The organism is Paenibacillus sp. Soil750 (genome assembly GCF_001428045.1).
GTDB classification, from domain to species: Bacteria; Bacillota; Bacilli; order Paenibacillales; family NBRC-103111; genus Paenibacillus_E; species Paenibacillus_E allorhizoplanae.
Genome location: NZ_LMSD01000034.1, coordinates 327,535 through 348,526 on the forward strand (window position 1 = coordinate 327,535; position 20,992 = coordinate 348,526).

The 20,992-nt window shown below is 44.0% G+C and carries 21 protein-coding genes; 19 read left to right on the plus strand and 2 right to left on the minus strand.

Translation table 11 applies throughout. The annotated features are described in order from the left end of the window. The first annotated feature begins 44 nt into the window (after positions 1 to 44). From ASL11_RS26105 to ASL11_RS26165, 13 genes are all read left to right on the plus strand, one after another. The gene (locus ASL11_RS26105; RefSeq protein ID WP_056621356.1) at positions 45 to 2,156 is read left to right on the plus strand and encodes a glycoside hydrolase family 52 protein; all 2,112 of its coding nucleotides are present in this window, start codon (positions 45 to 47) and stop codon (positions 2,154 to 2,156) included. Between the two features lie 103 nt (positions 2,157 to 2,259). Beyond that, entirely contained in the window at positions 2,260 to 2,709 is a 450-nt protein-coding gene (locus tag ASL11_RS26110; protein WP_056621357.1) for an NUDIX hydrolase, read from the plus strand. Beyond that, on the plus strand, positions 2,709 to 2,906 hold the full coding sequence (locus ASL11_RS26115; RefSeq protein ID WP_056621360.1) for a hypothetical protein: 198 nt from the start codon (positions 2,709 to 2,711) through the stop codon (positions 2,904 to 2,906). The genes ASL11_RS26110 and ASL11_RS26115 overlap by 1 nt, the downstream gene beginning before the upstream one ends. Before the next feature lie 76 nt (positions 2,907 to 2,982). After that, complete coding sequence (locus ASL11_RS26120; RefSeq protein ID WP_056621362.1) at positions 2,983 to 3,564, plus strand: YdeI/OmpD-associated family protein; 582 nt, start codon at positions 2,983 to 2,985, stop codon at positions 3,562 to 3,564. Positions 3,565 to 3,601: 37 nt separating this feature from the next. Next, positions 3,602 to 4,771 (plus strand): alanyl-tRNA editing protein, encoded by a 1,170-nt coding sequence (locus tag ASL11_RS26125; RefSeq protein ID WP_056621364.1) that lies wholly within the window; start codon positions 3,602 to 3,604, stop codon positions 4,769 to 4,771. A gap of 24 nt (positions 4,772 to 4,795) precedes the next feature. Next, on the plus strand, positions 4,796 to 5,245 hold the full coding sequence (locus tag ASL11_RS26130) for a hypothetical protein (protein WP_056621366.1): 450 nt from the start codon (positions 4,796 to 4,798) through the stop codon (positions 5,243 to 5,245). 314 nt (positions 5,246 to 5,559) lie between these two features. Continuing rightward, entirely contained in the window at positions 5,560 to 7,233 is a 1,674-nt protein-coding gene (locus ASL11_RS26135) for an alpha/beta hydrolase family protein (protein ID WP_056621368.1), read from the plus strand. Between the two features lie 118 nt (positions 7,234 to 7,351). Next, positions 7,352 to 7,750 (plus strand): RrF2 family transcriptional regulator, encoded by a 399-nt coding sequence (locus ASL11_RS26140; RefSeq protein WP_056621370.1) that lies wholly within the window; start codon positions 7,352 to 7,354, stop codon positions 7,748 to 7,750. 76 nt (positions 7,751 to 7,826) lie between these two features. Then, positions 7,827 to 8,747 (plus strand): NAD(P)/FAD-dependent oxidoreductase, encoded by a 921-nt coding sequence (locus ASL11_RS26145; protein ID WP_056621372.1) that lies wholly within the window; start codon positions 7,827 to 7,829, stop codon positions 8,745 to 8,747. A 31-nt stretch (positions 8,748 to 8,778) separates the two neighbouring features. Continuing rightward, positions 8,779 to 9,510 (plus strand): class I SAM-dependent methyltransferase, encoded by a 732-nt coding sequence (locus ASL11_RS26150; protein ID WP_056621374.1) that lies wholly within the window; start codon positions 8,779 to 8,781, stop codon positions 9,508 to 9,510. Between the two features lie 45 nt (positions 9,511 to 9,555). After that, the gene (locus ASL11_RS26155; protein ID WP_056621376.1) at positions 9,556 to 9,909 is read left to right on the plus strand and encodes a VOC family protein; all 354 of its coding nucleotides are present in this window, start codon (positions 9,556 to 9,558) and stop codon (positions 9,907 to 9,909) included. A gap of 34 nt (positions 9,910 to 9,943) precedes the next feature. Further along, a complete protein-coding gene (locus tag ASL11_RS26160) occupies positions 9,944 to 10,459 on the plus strand; it encodes a GNAT family N-acetyltransferase (protein ID WP_056621379.1) in 516 nt (171 codons plus the stop codon). After that, the gene (locus tag ASL11_RS26165) at positions 10,446 to 11,042 is read left to right on the plus strand and encodes a hypothetical protein (RefSeq protein ID WP_056621381.1); all 597 of its coding nucleotides are present in this window, start codon (positions 10,446 to 10,448) and stop codon (positions 11,040 to 11,042) included. The genes ASL11_RS26160 and ASL11_RS26165 overlap by 14 nt, the downstream gene beginning before the upstream one ends. 40 nt (positions 11,043 to 11,082) lie before the next feature. Here ASL11_RS26165 and ASL11_RS26170 read toward each other — a convergent pair whose 3' ends face one another. Then, positions 11,083 to 12,933 carry an ABC transporter ATP-binding protein gene (locus tag ASL11_RS26170; RefSeq protein ID WP_082595831.1) on the minus strand — a complete coding sequence of 617 codons (1,851 nt, stop codon included), beginning with the start codon at positions 12,931 to 12,933 and terminating at the stop codon, positions 11,083 to 11,085. Then, on the minus strand, positions 12,917 to 14,665 hold the full coding sequence (locus ASL11_RS26175; RefSeq protein ID WP_056621383.1) for an ABC transporter ATP-binding protein: 1,749 nt from the start codon (positions 14,663 to 14,665) through the stop codon (positions 12,917 to 12,919). Before ASL11_RS26175 ends, ASL11_RS26170 begins: the two co-directional genes overlap by 17 nt. A 203-nt stretch (positions 14,666 to 14,868) precedes the next feature. Between ASL11_RS26175 and ASL11_RS26180 the strand changes: the two genes are divergently transcribed. From ASL11_RS26180 to ASL11_RS26205, 6 genes are all read left to right on the plus strand, one after another. Beyond that, positions 14,869 to 15,513 carry a formylglycine-generating enzyme family protein gene (locus tag ASL11_RS26180; protein WP_056621386.1) on the plus strand — a complete coding sequence of 215 codons (645 nt, stop codon included), beginning with the start codon at positions 14,869 to 14,871 and terminating at the stop codon, positions 15,511 to 15,513. 65 nt (positions 15,514 to 15,578) lie between these two features. Beyond that, complete coding sequence (locus ASL11_RS26185; protein ID WP_056621388.1) at positions 15,579 to 16,172, plus strand: ankyrin repeat domain-containing protein; 594 nt, start codon at positions 15,579 to 15,581, stop codon at positions 16,170 to 16,172. 437 nt (positions 16,173 to 16,609) lie between these two features. Further along, the gene (locus ASL11_RS26190) at positions 16,610 to 17,938 is read left to right on the plus strand and encodes an ABC transporter substrate-binding protein (RefSeq protein ID WP_056621390.1); all 1,329 of its coding nucleotides are present in this window, start codon (positions 16,610 to 16,612) and stop codon (positions 17,936 to 17,938) included. 72 nt (positions 17,939 to 18,010) lie between these two features. After that, complete coding sequence (locus ASL11_RS26195; RefSeq protein WP_056621393.1) at positions 18,011 to 18,907, plus strand: carbohydrate ABC transporter permease; 897 nt, start codon at positions 18,011 to 18,013, stop codon at positions 18,905 to 18,907. A 6-nt stretch (positions 18,908 to 18,913) separates the two neighbouring features. Then, positions 18,914 to 19,744: a carbohydrate ABC transporter permease gene (locus ASL11_RS26200; protein WP_235550583.1), complete on the plus strand. Its 831-nt coding sequence runs from the start codon at positions 18,914 to 18,916 to the stop codon at positions 19,742 to 19,744. Positions 19,745 to 19,861: 117 nt separating this feature from the next. Then, positions 19,862 to 20,833, plus strand: a complete 972-nt coding sequence (locus ASL11_RS26205; protein WP_056621871.1) for a glycoside hydrolase family 43 protein — start codon at positions 19,862 to 19,864, stop codon at positions 20,831 to 20,833. Positions 20,834 to 20,992: the final 159 nt, after the last annotated feature.

Consider the following 20,992-nt stretch of genomic DNA (forward strand, 5'->3'; position numbering starts at 1 on the left):
ATTGTATAATAAGGGCAAATGACTGAGAGGAGCATCATCCTAATATGAAGAATCAATTTTTCAACGCACACCATTCGCCAATTGGCGCATTTGCTAGTTTTACACTTGGATTTCCAGGCAAAAGCGGAGGCTTCGATCTTGAACAAGCACGTCCGCCAAAGCAAAATATATATATTGGGCTAGAAACGATACAAGGCGGCACTTATGACGCATTGCCTTTCTTTGAGCATGTGAGTGAGGACGAAAGTCTTCGTTATGATATCGAAAATCCGGATCCAAAGCCGAATAAAAAGAAAACGGTGTTCCCTTTTGCACAAGAAGAGATTCAACGAGACTTCAAAGTCAGCACAGATACGTGGAAAGCTGGCGATTTGGAATTCAGTCTTATTTCTCCCACGCAGTCTGTACCAGATCCGACAACAGCAAGTGATGAGGAGTTACGTTTAGCGCTTGTCCCAGCTGTTCTTGCTAAGATTACTGTGGATAATACTAAAGGTACGGCATCTAGACGTGTATTCTTTGGGTATCAGGGAACAGATCCATACAGCGCAATGCGCAGGTTGGATGATACGATGGAAGGCGCCGCGGGAATAGGTCAAGGCCGAATTACGGCGATTGTTTCCAAAGATCCTGATGTACGTTCAGGGCTTTACTTTAGTATCGAAGATATTTTGAAAATGAAAATTGTAGAAAACTTGACCTTCGGTCTCGGTACTGTTGGCGCTTTATTCGCTGATACACCTGCTGGTGAGAAACGTTCGTATGAATTTGCAATTTGTTTTCATCGTGGAGGCATTGTTACTGCGGGTCGTGATGCATCCTATACGTATGCACGTTTATTCAAGAATATTGAAGCCGTTGCTGATTACGCTTTAGGCAATTTCGATACATTAACAGCACTAGCTCAAAGCTCAGACGCTAACATTGCCAATTCGCGCTTGTCGGCTGATCAGAAGTTTATGCTTGCGCATGCGATCCGAAGCTATAATGGAAATACACAACTACTGGATATGGATGATGAGCCATTCTGGATCGTCAATGAAGGCGAATATCGGATGATGAACACGTTTGATTTGACGGTAGATCAGTTATTTTATGAGTTAGCTGTGAATCCTTGGACGGTTCGTAATGAGCTGGATATGTTCGTGAAACGGTATAGTTATGAAGACAGGGTTAGTTTCCCGGGCGATCCTACGGAATATCCAGGGGGCATTTCGTTTACACATGATATGGGCGTAGCGAATACACTTTCTCGCCCAGGATACTCAGCTTATGAGCTATATGGTTTGGATGACTGTTTTTCCCATATGACACATGAGCAGTTGGTGAACTGGACATTATGCGGAGCAACGTATGTGGCGCATACCGATGATCAAGCGTGGCTGCAAGCGAATCTCACAATTTTCGAAAAATGTTTAACGAGTATGCTCCATCGCGATCATCCGAATCCAGAACTGCGCAATGGCATTATGTCTTTGGACAGCACGCGTACGATGGGTGGAGCAGAAATCACAACGTATGACAGTTTAGATGTCTCGCTGGGACAATCGCGTAACAATATTTATATGGCAGGCAAATGTTGGGCAGCTTACGTGGCGATGGAAACTATCTTTGCTCAAAATGGCAGAGAAGATCTGGCTCAAATCGCAAGCGAGCAGGCTCTGAAATGTGCACAAACAGTAACGTCATTTGTCACAGAAGAAGGTTACATTCCAGCTGTAGTCGGTGAAGGCAATGATTCCAAAATCATTCCAGCCATCGAAGGCTTAGTATTTCCTTACTTCACAGGCAATAAGTCTGCGTTAGATGCCAATGGTCGTTACGGCTTTTATATCAAAGCATTGAAAAAACATCTGGATGTTGTCCTTGTAGAAGGGACTTGCCTATTCACTGACGGTGGTTGGAAACTTTCCTCGACAAGTAATAACTCCTGGTTAAGCAAAATATACTTGTGTCAATTCGTCGCTCGTGAAATCCTGAATCTAGCTTGGGATGAAACGGGAGCAGCTGCGGATGCAGCCCATGTTGCTTGGTTGACGCACCCAACCTTGTCTATCTGGAGCTGGAGTGATCAAATCATTTCCGGTGAGATTACAGGCAGTAAGTATTACCCGCGCGGTGTTACGAGCATTTTATGGCTGCAAGAAACGAAATAATGACATACGAGCAACTGAAGCTACTCGCTTTGGTTGCTTTTTTGTTGGTACTATTTGTAAAATAGAAGGGATGAGCTTCGTTCGATTGGAGGTAAGTGAACATATGAAAAAAGAAATCTCAGCAGGCGGAGTCGTTTACCGACAAATTGGCGATGAAATTCAAATATTACTAATCGAGGATCGCTATCGGAAACTGGCTTTTGCGAAAGGTCGCATGGAGGCTGGGGAGACGATAGAGCAAGCGGCGCTTCGAGAAATAAAAGAGGAAACCAATATTGATGGCAAGATCATACAGCCGCTTATCATCAATTATTATCAGTTCGAGCACACCGAGCATGGACAAGTGGAGAAGGAAACACATTATTATTTAGTCGAAGCGCTTAGTGGTGAACTCAAAGCGCAAACGGAGGAAATTCGGGGAGTCAAGTGGCATGATGCGACGGATGCCTGGGCAGAACACAATCTGAATGGTTATGAGAATAATCGTGGGATTTTGAAAATGGCACTTGAAATATTGGGATTCCTAGGTGAAGAGGATGAGATGAAGGTATAATGAAAGCGTATAGATGTGGTTATGTGTTGGTGACCATTTGGCTTATCTGGATGTTCTATGGTTATAACACATATAACGATGTAGATGAAACTAAGATGTTTCAAATTTTAGGCATAACGGTGTTGGGGCTCATTCTTTTTCCGCTGTATTTTGTTGGCGTCTATTTGTATGGCGTTTTGATGAGAAGAAAAACGTAGCGTAATACCGAGATGGAAACGCAAGATACGATCATTATGGACGAGGTCATGATTGAACAACTAGGGGGCGAAACTTTTGAATACTAAAAATGAATTGCCACAACTGCATTTTGAAGATCAACTTGCTTTTGAACAGTGGCTCGCGATAAATCATAATACTTCTCCGGGCATCCGATTGCAAATCGCCAAGAAAGGTGCACGGATACAAACGGTTTCCTACGATCAAGCACTTGAGAGCGCGTTGTGTTATGGGTGGATTGATAGCCAGAAAGAAAAAGCGGACGAGCAGAGCTGGTTTCAACGTTTTACACCTCGAGGTGTCAGAAGCATTTGGTCCAAAGTGAATAAAGATAAGGCAGAGATTCTGATTGCAAATGGACGTATGAAACCTTCCGGCATGAAGGCGATTGAGGTTGCCAAGAAGAATGGGCAGTGGGAGAAAGCTTATGAACCGCAAAGTAATGCATCCATTCCTGAGGATTTTGCGTTGGAATTGGAGAGGAATAGCGAGGCGAAGGCCTTCTATGATACGCTGGATCGGCAAAATAAATATGCCATCACGTTCCGAATTCATACGGCCAAGAAGCAAGAAACTCGTGTGAAGCGGATTCAGGAGTTTATTTTGATGCTTGAAAATGGAGAAAAGATTTATCCTTAGATTTAGATATAGATAAACGGAGAGGACAACGAACATCATGACGAAAAAGCTATACTACGCTTCTGCCTATCAGCAGGAATGGCAAACTACGATCAGCCAGAAGTTCGAAAGAGAAGACGGTCTCTATGTCCTCCTGGAGGAGACAGCGTTTTATCCGCATGGAGGTGGACAGCCTTGTGATGCTGGTGAAATCAACGGTATTGCTGTCTTGGATGTTCTTCTGGAGGAGGATGAAGTCCTACATAAGCTTGCGAGGATGCCAGATGGAACGAGCGCGTCTTGCCAAATAAACTGGCAACTGCGATTCGATCATATGCAGCAACATAGTGGTCAGCATTTACTTTCGGCCGTATGCCGAGATCTGTTTGATGCTAACACAGTGAGTTTTCATTTGGGTACGGATTATTGCACGATCGATGTAGAGACGCTGGATCTTGAACCTAGTAAGTTAGCAACGATTGAGATCGAGGTGAATCGTAAGATTTACGAGAATCGGGCGATCAGCAGCTATTTCGTAACGCCAGAGGAGTTAGCGCAACTGCCGCTTGTCAAACAACCTAAAGTAACGAAGGACATTCGGATTGTTGAAATCAAAGGCGTAGAGTATAACGCTTGCGGAGGTACACATGTTTCGTCAACGGGCGAAATCGGGATGATTAAGATTTTGAAAACAGAGAAACAAAAGGGAAACACTCGCATTTATTTCCTCTGCGGTTTTCGTGCGTTGGCTGAGTTTAACGAGAATGTAAAAATTCTTGGGGCTTTGTCTGGCAAATTTAATACGGGCAAAGATGAAATCATGGATCGCATTGAGAAGTGGGAACAGGAGCACAAGCTTGTTCAAACTGAGTTAGCGGGGCTTAAAGAGAAACTAGATGAGTACTTGGCGCAGGAGTTGTTAGAAAGTCAGGATGTCATTGCACACCAATTCGACGATAAATCATTAAAGGACATGCAGAGTGTAGCAACGAAGGTTGCGTCAAAGACAGATTTGCCAATTGTGCTGCTGAGTACTTCTGAGAACAAAGTCGTTTTTGCACACAACGGCCACTATGCACAAGCATGCGGAGCTTTTTTCAAAGCTCATCTAGGAAACTACAACGGCAAAGGCGGCGGCAGTGATAAGTTAGCCCAAGCGGGGTTCTCCAGTGGAGAGGATGCTTTGGCCTTTTATAAGTTTGCGATAGCGCAGTTGAAAGGGAAGTAAGGAAGATCGTTCGGAGGGATTTTAATGAAGAAACGATTAACCATTTTTTTCGCAGCAGCTGTAATATTACTTGGGGTTTATTTTATTTCTGAACTCTTTAGATCCGAACCACCTAAACCGACTATTACGGCTGGCAATAAGAAAATTGGTTTTGCGCAAGGTTCTTATTGTTGGTCAGGTTTATTTGGCGGAAAGTGCTCGGATATGGTTGCTCCCCCTGAGCTTATTAAATATGCGGGTCTTAATCCTGTTGTGGTCTCTCCAGAATCCCAAATAACGATTAAATTTAGAAGTAAACCTAAGAAAAATTCAATGGGTGCACAGGTATGGAAAAATAACGACAGGACAGCTGAAACTGTCCAACTGAAGAATCAAATTTTGACGGTACCCAAAGAGAAAGGCGTGTACATATACGGGATTTCCGCAAATTGGAGGAAAGGTAGTTCCATTTATTTTTTTGTTGTAGAGGTTTAATCCGTAGAGGACATTGACCTATTTACGGGAATTTTTGCTGTGAAGTAAGGGGCAGGAAAGTTGCCTATATATAGTCATTTTGCAACTTGAATAATGTTTGAAAAAATGATATATTTTAATTATTAGATAATTTTCTAAATATATAAAGATAAAGAGGTGAACAACAAAGTTTGAGCATTGGGATGTATTGCTGATGTGTAAAATTACACGTCAAATGGATCCAAACCGATTTAATTATATTAAATTTGAAGATACTTTCGAAATGCTTCGTCTATTAATATTGTGAAAATTTCTCATATTGGAGGCACATACTTTTGAAAACGAATGCTACAATTCCCTTAAAAGTGATCTCAGCTATGCTGGCCTTAACCGTCAGTCTCCCGACCGTCTCAAGTGCTGCGACCAGTAAGACGCTGGTGGTTACTCCGGCTTCACATGTCCAAATTGCTGCTGACCGTTCAGCGCAAAACGTACCTTTACGTGCAGTTGTTGAAACGCTTGGTGGAGAAGTGTTGTGGGACGAAACCAGTTCGTCTGTAAGTATCAAATATCTCGGACATGCATTATCCTTGAAAATCGGGAGCAATGAAGCTGTAATCGACGGTAAGGTGTTTACATTGCCGTCGGCGACGCAGCTCGTAGAAGAACACACCATTTTTGCGCTTCGTGCTCTCAATGAAGCACTCGGTACCACAATCGGTTGGGACGACCAAGCCCAAGCTATCATCTTTGATAAAACGGATCTCACAGGCAAAGCGACAGCTTTTATTGCCTCCGCATTAGGCTCATCGCCAAACAGTTCGACACAGTTTTTTAGCGCCAATCTGGGGTCAGTTGCAACGGCGGAGAGTATCAAACAATTTTTCGGAAACGTAACAGGTCAACTTGGAAGTTATAAAGGTGTAGCCAAACTCACGTCCGACAAAACCATTGTACACGAAAATGTGAGGCTCACTCTCACTTTTGAAAAAAGCGAAATACCTTTCGTCCTCAGATTTAATCATGGAGGAGAGATCGATGACTTTTTGCTCGATTCTTCCGCAGCAATGAAGCTAGAAGGTTACAAACTGCCGAGCTATGCGAATTCGGAAACATATAACGAAAAGGAAGTGATGATCGGTGAAGGTCGCTGGGCTTTACCTGGCACACTGACGCTGCCGACAGGAAAAGGTCCACATCCTGTAGTTGTGCTCGTACACGGATCGGGGCCGAATGACCGCGACGAGTGGCTTGGCGCGCTGAAGCCGTTCAGCGATTTAGCAGTAGGTCTTGCTTCACAAGGTATTGCCGTTCTACGTTACGAGAAACGCAGCCTTGAATATCCGGCGCAGCTCAGTCTTTTGCCAAATATGACGATGAAAGAAGAAGCGCTCGACGATGCGCTTACCGCCGTCAAACAAATGAGCAACACCGAAGGCATCGATCCTGGACAGATTTATGTACTTGGACATAGCCAAGGAGGTTTCATGATGCCGCGTCTTGTAGAAGCGGATATAGATAAGCAAATTGCAGGAACTGTGCTAATGTCAGCGCCAGGCGGCTCCTTTTTCGACTTATTGGAAAAGCAATTTTCTTATCTCGTAGAACTGAAACAGATGCCTCCCCAATCGTTGGACTTTTATAAAAAGCAGTTTGCCATCTTGAAGGACACTAATTTGTCCACCGCCAACCCTCCGAAAGAATATTCACTCGGAAATTGGTTTATGGACCTACGCGGTTATGAACCCGCTGAAAAGGCGAAGACTCAGACAGGGAAAATGCTCGTCCTACAGGGAGGGCGCGATTATCAAGTCATGCCGGAACAGCTTGATATCTGGAAGAACAATTTGAAAGATCGGAAAGACGTTACTTATCGCCTGTACCCAAAACTCAATCACTTCTATACCGAAGGCGAAGGAGCCATGAGCACGCCTCAGGAGTATTTTAAGCAGGGTAACATCCCGTCGGAAGTCATCAATGACATCGGCAATTGGGTTAAAAACAAATAAGTTTGCAGAAAAGTAAAAGGAGTACTAACAAATATATCACCTGGATTCATGGCCTTGCTTGAATTTCATTTGGATTAACGCTATAATAGACTCATAAAGTCTTTAATGGGGGCATGAAATGAAATATTCACAAGCGACTGATTATGCCCTTCATGCGATGCTCTATCTGGTAAACTCTGACCCTGATAAACCTGTTGGTGTGCAATTGCTTTCTGAGAAGCTAACTGTTTCACAGACTTATTTATCTAAGTTAATGACGAAGCTTGTCAAAGCGGGCCTAATCCATTCTTCTTCCGGAGCTAACGGTGGGTATCGCATCAAGCGTAATCAGCAGGACATCTCCTTTCTCGATATTATTCGGGCAATTGAAGGTACCGCTTCTTTGTTCGAATGCAGCTTTAATCATGGAAACGGCTGTCAGATACAGCAGGTTGTGATGGATGCGGAACAACAGTTGGAACAGTATCTGGCAAGTAAGAAAATCGCAGATTTGGTGGGCATGCATAAGGCGGAATAAGTTCCGTCATTTTTTTAAGTCTATTGTAGATATTAGGAGTCTATTAAGTCTCTAATTATTCATAATCGAAAGGAAGATGAACATGATTTATGATTGTTTAATTATCGGTGGAGGACCTGCAGGTCTTAACGCAGCTTTAGTTTTAGGAAGAGCAAGAAAGAATGTACTTCTGATTGATGAGGGGCGACCTCGTAATCGGGTTACGCAAGAAACGCATGGTTTTCTGTCACGAGACGGTATAAAGCCAAGTGAGTTTCGGCGGATTGCTTTGGAACAGATTCGTGTTTATCCAACTGTGAATCATGTGTCTGATGCGGCAGTGTCGATAACAGGAAGTGATGGCGATTTTCAAATCACGACAGCTCAGGGAGAGCATTATGAAGGTAAGAAGGTTCTTTTTGCAATAGGTAAAAAAGACATACCATTGGATATTAACGGTTTAGCCGAGGTATATGGTAAGAGCGCTTTTGTATGCCCGTATTGTGATGGTTGGGAATTAAGAGATCAGCCACTGGTGCTCATTGTGAATGGAGCCAAGGCGCTTCATCTTGCGAAGATGATTTCTGGTTGGACGAGCCGATTCACGATATGCACGAACGGACCTGATGAGTTGTCAGATGCTGAAAAAGAAGAACTTAAGCAACATAACGTACCGATATATGATTCGCCTATACGCTCCATTGTATCCAATGAGGGCTACGTTCAACATGTGGAACTAGAGGACGGAACCCGACTCCCGTGTACGGGGATTTTCTTTGGCCCGAAATTAGTGATTGGATCAGATCTGCCGCAAACAATAGGCTGTGAGATGACGGAAGCGGGAACGGTTGTGGTAGATCAATTCGGTAAAACGAATGTTCCAGGCATATATAGTGCTGGAGATGCGGCATCTGAGATGTATCAAGCCATTATGGCTGCCTCCTTAGGCGCGATAGCTGGTATGTCCATAAATGGTGAACTGCTCATGGCGAATTGGCAAAAGACGAGTTTGCAGTAAGATTGGAAATGAAAGAATGGAGATTGCCCAAATGAATGATAAATTTACCTATAATACGGAAATGGCTCAGACATATGAAACAAACGCTCGTATCTCAATACCTACGTATGACGCGTTATTCGGGATGGTTCAATCCTATTTCCGTGCAGAAATAAGCGATGAAGACGCTTCGGTGCTAGTCATCGGAGCAGGAGGGGGGAAAGAACTATCCACATGGGGACCAGCTAACCCTGAATGGACCTTCACAGGCGTGGACATTTCAGAAGAAATGCTTAAAATTGCCCAACACAAAACGAACCAAGTGGGCATGTCCCATCGCGTAAATCTCATCCATGGAACGATCAACGATTTGCCAATCGCAGACGAGGCCTTTGATGCGGCAAGCTGCATATTGGTTCTGCATTTCATTGACAATGTGCAGGAGAAGCTGGAGCTGCTCAGAAGCATTCATGCACATATGAAACCAGGAGCTCCATTTGTGCTTGTAAGTGCGTATGGGGATCGCGATGCTCCTGAACTAAAGGACAGGTTGAATGTTTGGAGGAGTTTTTGGTTGGATGCTGGGAAACCGCCAGCCGTAGTCAACGAAATGGTGAATACAGGTATTATGAAAATATCCTTCTTGCCTGAAAAGCAGATCGAAGGATTATTGCGAAAATCAGGCTTTACCCATATAACGAAGTTCTTTGTAACAGGACTTTTCGGGGGTTGGATGTGTCATGCAGGAGGAACTGATGGCTTGGACATCGAATGTGATGTGTAGTTATGATCTGAATGCCTATAAATTCAGTTAAAAGGAGTTACCTACATGCGTGCTCAAAAAATACGTCCATTTGTTCCGTCAGGAAAGGATTTCCCTCTTGCTGTGCAGTTTTATACGGACCTCGGCTTTGAAAAAATATTTTCAAATCCACAGGGTGCCATTTTCAAAATTGACGAAACGGAATTTCATTTGCAGAACTATCATAACGTAGAATTACAAGAAAATTACATGTTGGAATTGTGTGTTCAGGATATTGACGCATGGTGGACTCATATCCAAAGTACGGAGATCGTTAGTAAATATCAAGTGCGAGCGAATCCGCCTAAGATGCAACCTTATGGAAAACGTGCTATTCATCTGATCGACCCCGCGGGGGTTCTCTGGCATTTTACTGAATAACATCACCAAATATTAGGAAATGGAGGAGAAGTCGTTGCCTATTCGAGTTCTGGATGAACATGATGCGAAGATATATCAAGAATTGAGATTAAGTGCACTGCAAAACAGTCCAGAAGCATTTGGCTCCACGTATGAGCGAGAAGTCCATTTTACTATGGAAATGGTTGCTGATCGTATTAAGCCAACCAGCGGTAAGTTTGTACTTGGGGCATTGGATGAACAGGGATCGCTTGTTGGATCCGTCTCTTTTGTAAGAGAGAGCAGTCTGAAGACATCACATAAAGGCAATATTTATGCGATGTATGTTGCTTCGAACCAACGTGGTCAAGGTTTGGGGAAAAAGCTGCTGATTGAGCTTATTCGGAGAGCTAGTGAATGCGAAGGCGTTGAGCAAATCAACTTAGCTGTTATGTCACATAATGAAGCAGCGAAGAAACTGTACGATTCCCTTGGGTTTAAGGTTTATGGTGTGGAGCGTAACGCACTGAAATATAATGGTCAGTATTATGATGAGGATTTGATGGTTCGGAGATTGAATGAATCGGAATAAAGCAATGATTTCAATCATTGTGATAATTCTTCTCATTACCTTTTTTCCAATAAAATGGTTATTCGAACAAAATAAATCTTTGTACGATCAAATTGAGCATGTCATTACGGCTAAAGATTCCGATTTCAAAGAACTTCTACATATTCATGCGGATAGGAAGCGAACTTTAGCTTTTTATACGACGAATAAGTCAGAGCTATGTGTAGTCTTACTTAAGAAGAAACTTTATGGATACTCATGGGGGGCGTATATCAATAGAAGTTCAATGTTTGTTGGTCGAGAATTAAGCTGGCAAGGATCAGAAAGTCAAGAATCCGACATTCATCTGTTGTATGGGGTTGTTGAAAACCCGGAGATCACTCAGATACTTGTAATAAGTGAAGGTAGTCAGCCAGCACATATAATTAAAAAGGGTGAGAATGCCATATGGTATTACTTAGCCGAGAGTAGTTTGAAGAGTCCGATTACGATTCAGGCATCGAATAAAAATGGAAAAACCTTATATGAAACGGGGAGTGCTGAGTTTTGGAAGCAGCCCATTTCGCACATTAATCCGCAAATAGCGTATCCTAGTTCTCTTTAATCAAAAGGCTGTCTCTTTCGAGACAGCCTCTTCGTGCTAATTATTCTGAAGTAGGGCTAGATGGAGCGAATTGATTAGAAAACATCCGAGAATACGTTCCTTTGTGGCTCATTAATGCGTTGTGATTGCCTTGTTCGGCGATCTCACCTTGATCGATAACCATGATCGTATCCGCATTCCGGATCGTGTTCAGTCTGTGAGCAATAATGAAGCTCGTGCGCCCCTTCATGATGGAGAGAAGTGCTTCCTGAATATGAAGCTCTGTCCGTGTATCTATGCTGCTAGTTGCCTCATCCAGGATGAGAATAGAAGGGTCGGCTAAAATAACGCGAGCTATCGCAAGCAATTGTCGCTGACCTTGGCTTAAGTTTCCGCCATTCTCAGAGAGAGGCGTATCATAGCGCTTAGGAAGTCGACTAATGAAGGTGTCGGCATTTGCCAGTTTAGCTGCTGCAATCACCTCCGCATCTGTTGCCTCAGGGTTGCCGTACTTGATGTTCTCCTTAATCGTGCCGGAGAATAAATACGTATCCTGCAGCACGATGCCAAAACTGCGGCGAAGACTGCTCCGGGTATAGGATTTGATATCCCGACCGTCAATTAAGATCGTACCGCTTGTTGCATCATAGAAGCGAGTTACAAGATTCACGATTGTTGTTTTGCCTGCTCCTGTGGGTCCAACGAGCGCTAAGCTGCTGCCTGCCGTTGTCTCGAAGCTGACCTCTTTAATAATCGGTCGATCCGGCCGATAACCGAAAGTAACGTTTTGGAAGGTAACGTGACCAATGGGTTTCTCTAGATCAACGGCTCCTGGTTCATCCTCCGCTTCTTCCGCTTCATCCAAAACTTCAAATGCACGTTCTGCTCCTGCTACACCGGATTGCAGCACATTATAGGTGTTCGCAATCTCATTTAGTGGTCTCACGAACTGGCGCGAGTAGCTTAGGAAGCTAGCAATGACACCGACCGTAATATGACCTTTAACGGCCAAAATACCGCCGACGATAGCAACGGAAGAGAAGCCGATATTGTTAATGACACCTAGGATAGGCATCAGAAATCCAGACCAAATTTGCGCTTTTAATCCAACCTCATACAATCGACCATTTACGTTGTTGAACTCATGGATCGCTTTCTGCTCACGATTAAATGCTTTAACCACAAGTAGGCCGGAAATCGTTTCTTCAATATGACCGTTCAGTTTGCCAAGCTGTGCCTGTTGCTCTTTGAATAGCACACTGGTACGTTTGGTAATTGTTTTGGCCAGCAAGAACACAAGTGGAACCGTAATGAGCGTAGCAAGCGTCAAGGTTGGGCTTAAAATAAGCATCATGATAAAAGAACCAACAATCGCAATAGAGCCTGTCATCAACTGTGTGGTTGCTTGCGAGATTGAGTTACTTACATTGTCGATATCGTTCGACAGTCGGCTCATGACATCACCATGGCTGCGTCCGTCGAAATAAGCAAGGGGCAGCTTCTGCAGTTTTGCAAACATGGTTTGGCGAAGTCTCCGTACCACACGTTGTGCGAGTCCAGCCATAACCCAGCTCTGCATAAAGGTAAGTCCGCCATCAGCAATGTAAGTGGCAATCAGAACAATCATCACCACGTCGAGAACGCTATAATCTACGACTCCTCCAGCCATGGCATCAACGGCAACACCAATGAGATAGGGGCCAGCTAATGTTAGAGCAGCATCTGCCAGGATAAACAGAAAGACGATGGTCAACCACTTTCGTTCAGTACCCATATAGGACCAGAGACGGCGTAAGGTATTTTTAAAATTTTTGGGCTTCACGGCAGGAGCGCGTCCACCGCGACCCAGTGGTCCTGTGATCATCGGGACGTCGGGTGCTTGTTGTCGCGAACTATCATTCGGCTTTGACATGATGTGGCAGCTCCTTTCCGAATTGGGAGTGACATATTTCCATATAGATACGACAACTAGTCATTAACATCTCATGTGTACCGATGCCCACGATTTCACCATCATCCATAACGACGATCTTATCCGCATCCATAACGGAGGTAATTCGCTGTGCAATAATCAAACAAGTAACGCCTGAGGCAAATTCTTTGAGCGATTGTTTGATTTTCGTCTCTGTTGCGGTATCTAATGCGCTTGTACAATCATCAAGAATCAAAATGTCAGGTTTACGAATAAGTGCGCGAGCTATGGATAGCCGCTGCTTCTGTCCTCCGGATAAGTTCACACCCTTTTGACCCAGCCTAGTTTCATAGCCTTCAGGGAATGCTGTAACGAAGCCATGCGCATCTGCCATAATCGCGGCTTGCTCAACTTCTTCGCGTGTAGCATGTTCATGGCCCCAACGCAAATTCTCTTCAATTGTGCCGCTAAATAGAATAGTGTTCTGAGGTACAATGGCAATGCGATCTCGGAGTTTGGAAGGTTCCAACCCGCGTATATTCACACCATCCACACGGATCGAGCCGGAGCTCGGATCATAGAAGCGGGGAACAAGACTCACAAGGCTGCTTTTTCCAGATCCCGTGGAGCCGATGATACCAACCGTTTCGCCCGGGAGGCATGTCAAGTTAATATGTTTCAGAATAGGTTCACCAACAGCTCCGTCATAGGAAAATGACACATCCGTGAAGTCGATTCGGCCTCCAGGACGCTGAGCAGGTAGTGCTGCTGTATCGTTCCAAGTCATTTCATTGATCTGACTGAAAACTTCACCGATCCGTGTAGCTGAGGCTTTGGCCCGAACGAACATATTAAATACCATCGAAATCGTCAGCAAGGCAAACAAAATTTGCGTCATGTAATTGACGAAAGCTACGATATGACCAACTTGCATCTGATGCTGATTAACCCGCCAAGCACCTAGCCAAAGCACGGCAACAATACCAAAATTGACAGTGAGCAGGATGGAGGGGTTAAAGATCGCGAGCAGTCTTGTGACCTGAATCGACTTGTCCTGATAATCGATATTGGCTTTCTGAAACTTCCCGGCTTCATGATCAAACCGATTAAATGCTTTCACGACACGTATACCGGACAAATATTCCCTTATCACGCGGTTGACATTGTCCAGTGCTTTCTGCACGTTAACATATCTGGCAAAACCCACCTTCAAGTTCAAGGCCACGAGCACACCTACGAGTGGAACCACGATAAGTAATACAACAGCCAGATGCATATTCAGCCTTATAGCCATAATTAGACTTCCAATACATAAGATAGGTGCTTTAACAAAAATACGCATGAGACCATTCACAAAATTTTGCACCAGCGTCACATCATTCGTTAATCGTGTAATTAAGGAGGCGCGTTCGAATCGCTCGATATTGGTGAAAGAAAGTGATTGTATCTTTTCAAATAAATCCGCTCTAAGCTCTGTACCGAATTTCTGTGAAACATGGCTGGCGACAATATTCCGAGTAGAAGCTGCGACGGCACCAAACGCTGTGATAAGGAGCATCAAGCCACCCATGCGAAGCACATAATCTAGCCGTTTCTCCGCAACGCCAACGTCCAAAATGTGGGACATGATGGTTGGTTGCATTAAATCCGCAAGCGCTTCCAGCATGACGAAAAAAACAGCCACTAGAAACAATTTCCAGTGCTTCCTGATATATTTTTTCATGAAAATCATTGATGCACACGCTCCTCTTTCCGCAGTCCATAATTCAGCCTTAGTTAATAGCCATTTTATAACGGAAGCCATTTCACGTGCAATATAAGGATTGCAATAACCACATGATAAATCAGAGATAGGATTGGTATCATGCAGTAATTTTAGATAAAATATAGTTAATTCTAGTACGCTATTATGATAGTGAGGTGTAGAAATTGGAGATGGTTGAAATACCAGCGGGAGAAGTCGAATTAAGAGACGATAGAAGGAAAATCAAATGGACAGCTGAAATACGACCGTTCCTTCTTGCTCGCTATGCTGTAACTGTAGGTCATTACGATGCAATTACTGAGCAATTCCCCCCAACAAGTGATGCGGATCTTAGACCGATTGTTAATGTTTCTTGGCATGAGGCTATATCCTTCTGTAACTTACTTTCGCAAAAAGAGGGACTGAAACCGTGTTATTCCGTCAGTTCTGATGGTGAACAAGTTAGTTGTGATTGGGAATCAAACGGATATAGACTGCCTACTGAAGCTGAATGGCAATATGCCTGTAAAGCTGGGACGGCAGGTTATACGTACGGCGAGATTGATAAGATTGCCTGGTTTGCAGGTAATTCAGGGGGCAACGTCCATGAAGTAGGAACAAGGGAACCGAATCCATGGGGGTTATACGATATGTTGGGAAATGTTTGGGAATGGTGTTGGGATGTGTATGATGAAAAAGTATACGGCTCCTATCGCATTTTTCGTGGTGGCAGCTGGGCTGAAGAGGAACGGGGTTGCGGGGCAACCTGTCGTCGACGTAGTCATCCAACATTTTGCATAGATGATCTTGGATTCCGACTTGCAAAATCTTTATAACGAAGACAATATGTCACAGTGGATAAATAATCATACAAAATCGAAATGGAAAGGTTGTGAGTATCATGAGTCAAGCGTTAATTGCTGCGGTTGAGCGGAATGATATAGCAGAAGTAGAACGACTTCTAGAACAAGGGGTCAACTTAAATGAGCGAGACAACAGAGGTAGAACGGCTATCATGGCGGCAACGCATGCCAACAATCCTAAGATCGTAAAGATTTTGATTGAAGCTGGAGTAGATATCAATTTGCAAGATGATAAGCAGGATAATCCATTTCTTTATGCTGGGGCTGAAGGACGTCTTGACATATTGAAGCTGCTTATAGAAGCTGGTGCCGACACGAAACTGACTAACCGTTACGGTGGGAATGCCCTCATACCAGCAGCAGAAAAAGGTCATGTTGAAAACGTAAGTGTGTTGCTTTCAACGACAGATGTAGATGTCAACCACATTAACAACCTAGGTTGGACTGCGTTACTTGAAGTGACCATTTTGAGTAAAGGTGGACCAAAGCATCAGCAAATTACTCGACTGCTCCTCGACCATGGTGCGAACGTAAATATTGCGGATCGGGATGGCGTTACACCACTTCAACATGCGAAGCGAAATGGCTTTACAGAAATTGAACAAATACTAAAGCATGCAGGAGCGCGATAATACGGAACAGGAAAAAACGGGTATGATCAAACGGCAGCAGTCTAGAACTTTATTTTCGAGTCCTAGTCGGTCGCTGTTTTTTTTGTTCGTATTATGGTCTATACGTATACCTGAAAATATGTCCAATGGTTCATGAATATCGTCATGGTAACGTTTTCTCGAAAACCGTATAGTTAAATTGTGGTTAACTTAGGCAAGCGAAGGAGGGCACAGTATCCGAATTGGCAAGTGGAGAAACCTAAAGATACAGGTACGGGGATGGAAAGCAAAGGAAAGAGCGATCTAAGGTCCATTGGCGTGGGAACTCCTTAGAATCGCTCTCGGTAGTGAGAATGAATTTCTGCCCGAAATTCACAGCTCACTACAATTTTGACACAAATTCAGCTGGATAAGCAAGTACAAATTGTGTGTTTAAAATTGAAGGGAGTTAAACGACTATGAGAAAAATGAAAAGCTTACAGATGATGGGTGCAGCAAGTTTGTCGATGGCTTTGGTTTTGACAGGATGTTCGTCTACGAAAACAGCAGAAACATCATCGGCTGCGGTTTCCCCAGCAGCAACACAAGCAGCAGCGGCAACGAAAGCGCCTGAGCCAGCAAAAAGTGGAGAGAAAGTTACCGTTAACTTCTGGAACCCTTTCTCGGGTAATGATGGTCCTTTTATGAAGAAAATCGTGGATAACTATAATAAATCACAAGATAAATATACGGTAAAAATGACAATTCAACCGAATGGTGACTACTATAAACTGCTAGATACAGCCATTGCTACGAAAAAAGGTGTACCGGATGTTGCGATCATGCATCTTGACCAAACACCGACGTACATTGCCAAGGATCAGCTGCAACCGCTCGATGCCATTGCTAAAGCTGTAGGTGTTGAGAAAAGCAACTTCCCACCAGCAACGGTGGAATACTCGACGAAGGACAATAATTGGTACAGCATTCCGCTTGATATTCATCCTCTAGTCATGTACTACAATAAAGATTTGTTTAAAGCTGCCGGTATTACGAAGGTGCCAACGAATCGTCAAGAGTTCGTTGATGCAGCTGTCAAGTTAACTGATGCTTCCAAAGGAATTTGGGGAGCGGCAATGCCAACTTTCTGGATTCAGAACTTCTTGTTCCCGACGGTATTGTTCCAAAACGGTGGCGATTTCTTAGACGATAAAGGCAACATTGCGTATAATTCACCTGCTGGTGTAGAAGCGGTTACCTTTATGAGAAGCTTAACAACGATGAAGGTTTCCCCTCCAACCGTTGCAGCCGATGGTGATTTCAACCTGTTCCAACAAGGGAAAAGTGCGATGCACTTTAATGGTCCTTGGTCGAAGGATGCCTTCGATAAAGCGAAAATTAACTATGGTGTAGCTCCGGTTCCACAACTTGGTACAGTTAAACAAGCTGTATTCGGCGGATCTCACAACTTCGTTATTCCAAAAGGAACAACAGATGCAGCCATTCTTGCAGGTGTTGGTGATTTCTTGAAATATGTGAATGCGAATTCCATTGATTGGGCTGAGTCAGGTCAAGCTGTAGCTTCCAAAGTCGTTCGTGATAGCGCAGCTTTCCAAGCGATGACGCAGCAACAAACCGAAGTAGCGAAGGAATTTGAGTATGTTAAATTTGCACCAAAAGTGTTAAATTGGGGTCCAATTTCCGACAGTATCTGGAGCGAGCTTGCTAATGCTCTTCAAGGTAAAAAAGATCCAAAAGCTGCGCTCGATGATGCAGCTGCCAAATCGACTGCAGCCATGAAGAAGTAACCATAGCGAAACAACATGGAAAGGCGGGTACCCAGTACCCGTCTTCCCTTTTAAAGAAGAGGAGGGAATCAAGTGCCTACCCCATCACATTGGAAATCGAAGCTGACTTCAAGCTTATTTATATTACCTTACCTTATTGCTTTCTTAGCCTTTACATTGATCCCCATCATTTACGGGTTCATCATTAGCTTGAAGCAATACAATCTGCTAGATCCTGTGCATCCGTACGTGGGTTTAGACAATTACCGGAAAATATTTACGAACGGAACCCAAGAGAACGACTTATTTTTCATCGGAATGAAAGCTACCTTGAAATTCGTCGTGTTTTCAGTTCCTTTTTTAGTCATAGTTGGACTCGGATTTGCCTTATTATTAAATGCACTTCCAGCGAAATTACGATCTTTCTTCCGATCGATCTATTTCATCCCTTATGCTGTATCCGCAACGGTCATGGCGGTTATTTGGAAGCGGATGTTCGACGTCACAGGCGGATTCATCAATCTACTCCTTGCCAAAGTTGGCATTCGTGAGTTCGATCCAGTTCCTTGGCTGTTGGATACGCCTTTCGTGTGGTTTGCACTAGTAATCGCAACACTATGGTGGACGATTGGCTTCAATATGATCATCTTCGTGAATGCCCTGAATGGTGTACCCGAGGATCTCTATGAAGCAGCCAAAATTGATGGTGCCAACGGTTGGAACAGACTGAAGAGCATAACACTTCCATTTATCAGACCAGTCTTGATTTTTGTATTGATTACGTCGACGATCGCCTCGTACAACATCTTTGCCCAGCCGAATCTGATGAGTAATGCAGGGGATGAAACGAAGGTGCTGTTGATGGGGATTTTGCAAACGGCCTACACGGCTAGAGAAATCGGTTCCGCTTCCGCAATGGCGATTCTTATGGGTTTAACAATCATGATTGTGTCTGTTATTCAATTCAAAGTCACGAGCAGGAAGGAGTAGAGGACGTTGAAATCACTGAAAATCTTTTATGTGATGCTTGCTTCCATACTTGGGATTATTTTCATTTTACCGATATTATGGATGTTTTCCAATTCGTTCAAGACGGATGTAGAGGTCATGTCACCTGTATTCCATTTATTTCCACAAGAGTTTACTTGGGATAATTTCCATACTATTTTTGTTGGTGGTGCTGTTGAGGTTCCGATTTTTCGATGGATGTTTAACTCTTTTTTCGTAGGTTTTGCTGCAACATTCCTAGTCATTATATTGGATGCGATGGCTGCCTACGCGTTAGCGAAGTTAGATATTCCTTTTAAAAGAACGCTATTCGCCATATTCGTTGGATCGATGATGGTGCCGGGCATTATTTCCTTTCTTCCTCAATATTTGAATTTCAGTAATTTTAATCTGATTAATACGTATTATGTGCTTATTTTGCCATACTCAGGTGGGGCGCTAGGTGTGTTTATGTTAATTCAATTTTTTCAATCATTTCCGAATGAGATTATAGAAGCAGCACGGATTGATGGGGCCAATAAATGGCAGGTATTTACGTCGGTATTGATGCCATCATCCATCTCTATTGTAACAACGTTAGCGATTTTCACCTTTATGGGTGTATTCAATGACTATGTATGGCCTTTCTTTACTGTGACGGATCTCGAAATGCGTACGTTAACGGCTGGTGTGGCGGTTATGGCGACCGGTAGTTTCGTGCAATCCTATGGCAAATTAATGGCACTTGCGACGTTATCTACGATACCGACATTGATTATTTTCCTCATTGGTCAAAGACAGTTCATTCAATCGATTACGGCAACAGGGGTCAAGCAATAGGGGCAGATATGAGATGCGAATAGGTAGAGGTGATGCTTTCCCATGCGGAAATTAAGCATAGTATGTTTGAGTTTGATAATCCTAGCAGGGTGTACGAAGGGAGTTGCAGAGAACAAAGTGAAAGAAACTGAAAACGTTGTTTCTCAGGCGAAAGCTGCGAAAACATTTACCAATCCGATTATCGATAATGGGGCAGATCCTTGGGTCACGACCAAAGATGGTACCTACTATTACACACATACAACCGGAAATTCCATTCGCGTATGGAAGTCGAAGACGCTGACGGGGTTAGCAGAAGCGGAGTATAAAGACGTCTGGTTCCCGCCAGTTTCCGGACCGAATACGTCCAATATATGGGCGCCTGAATTACATTTTATTGCTGGAAAATGGTACATCTACTATGCCGCCGATGACGGTCAGAATGAGAATCATCGTATGTTCGCGTTAGAATCCGAATCGGACGATCCGTTAGGTGCTTACGTTGATAAAGGGATGATGGACACAGCTGGCCGATGGGCAATTGACGGGACTACGCTGCAAAAAAAGGATGGATCGCTCTATTTCATTTGGTCGGGATGGGAAGGCGCTGTTAATGTAAGCCAGCATCTCTACATTGCGCCGATGAGCAATCCGTATACGATTAGTGGGAAGCCAGTTGAGATCTCACGTCCAACGTATGATTGGGAGCTGGTTGGCAATCCAACGATCAATGAGGGACCGCAGGTATTGCTGCATGAGGATCGCATTCATGTGATTTATTCGGCTAGCGGCAGCTGGACCGATGATTATTGTCTTGGCATACTAAGTACAGACATGAGCAAAGATGTGCTAAATCCAGCTTCTTGGAAGAAGGGGGAGAAGGCTGTTTTTTCCAAGACGGATCAAGTCTTTGGACCCGGCCATAATTCATTTGCGAAATCAGTAGATGGCAAAGAGGACTGGATCGTGTACCACGCTGCGAAAACACAAGGCTCCGGCTGGAATCGCAACGTGCGTATGCAGCCTTTCCAGTGGAATAAGGATGGTACGCCGAATTTCGGTACGCCGATTGCGGAGGGCGTGCCGATTCCGGTGCCTGGCGGGGAGTAGAATAGGTGCGGGGCGTTATCGTCCCCGCGCGAGCGAGAAATCCCGCGGAAGTCGATTTTATCGACTTACAGAACTCGAAGGGCCATTGTCGCCACATGTATATCACGCGGTCGAGAACCCTGCAGAAAAGAAGCTGAAATCCCCTTTCCGGGCATTTCA

Bases quoted from the DNA above. Each gene is read 5' to 3' on its own strand.
- ASL11_RS26170 (WP_082595831.1), bottom strand. From the start codon at position 12,933: ATGTCAAAGCCGAATGATAGTTCGCGACAACAAGCACCCGACGTCCCG.
- ASL11_RS26165 (WP_056621381.1), top strand. From the start codon at position 10,446: ATGAATCGGAATAAAGCAATGATTTCAATCATTGTGATAATTCTTCTC.
- ASL11_RS26115 (WP_056621360.1), top strand. From the start codon at position 2,709: ATGAAAGCGTATAGATGTGGTTATGTGTTGGTGACCATTTGGCTTATC.
- ASL11_RS26130 (WP_056621366.1), top strand. From the start codon at position 4,796: ATGAAGAAACGATTAACCATTTTTTTCGCAGCAGCTGTAATATTACTT.
- ASL11_RS26175 (WP_056621383.1), bottom strand. From the start codon at position 14,665: ATGATTTTCATGAAAAAATATATCAGGAAGCACTGGAAATTGTTTCTA.
- ASL11_RS26145 (WP_056621372.1), top strand. From the start codon at position 7,827: ATGAACATGATTTATGATTGTTTAATTATCGGTGGAGGACCTGCAGGT.
- ASL11_RS26150 (WP_056621374.1), top strand. From the start codon at position 8,779: ATGAATGATAAATTTACCTATAATACGGAAATGGCTCAGACATATGAA.
- ASL11_RS26155 (WP_056621376.1), top strand. From the start codon at position 9,556: ATGCGTGCTCAAAAAATACGTCCATTTGTTCCGTCAGGAAAGGATTTC.
- ASL11_RS26140 (WP_056621370.1), top strand. From the start codon at position 7,352: ATGAAATATTCACAAGCGACTGATTATGCCCTTCATGCGATGCTCTAT.
- ASL11_RS26180 (WP_056621386.1), top strand. From the start codon at position 14,869: ATGGTTGAAATACCAGCGGGAGAAGTCGAATTAAGAGACGATAGAAGG.
- ASL11_RS26190 (WP_056621390.1), top strand. From the start codon at position 16,610: ATGAGAAAAATGAAAAGCTTACAGATGATGGGTGCAGCAAGTTTGTCG.
- ASL11_RS26185 (WP_056621388.1), top strand. From the start codon at position 15,579: ATGAGTCAAGCGTTAATTGCTGCGGTTGAGCGGAATGATATAGCAGAA.
- ASL11_RS26125 (WP_056621364.1), top strand. From the start codon at position 3,602: ATGACGAAAAAGCTATACTACGCTTCTGCCTATCAGCAGGAATGGCAA.
- ASL11_RS26110 (WP_056621357.1), top strand. From the start codon at position 2,260: ATGAAAAAAGAAATCTCAGCAGGCGGAGTCGTTTACCGACAAATTGGC.
- ASL11_RS26105 (WP_056621356.1), top strand. From the start codon at position 45: ATGAAGAATCAATTTTTCAACGCACACCATTCGCCAATTGGCGCATTT.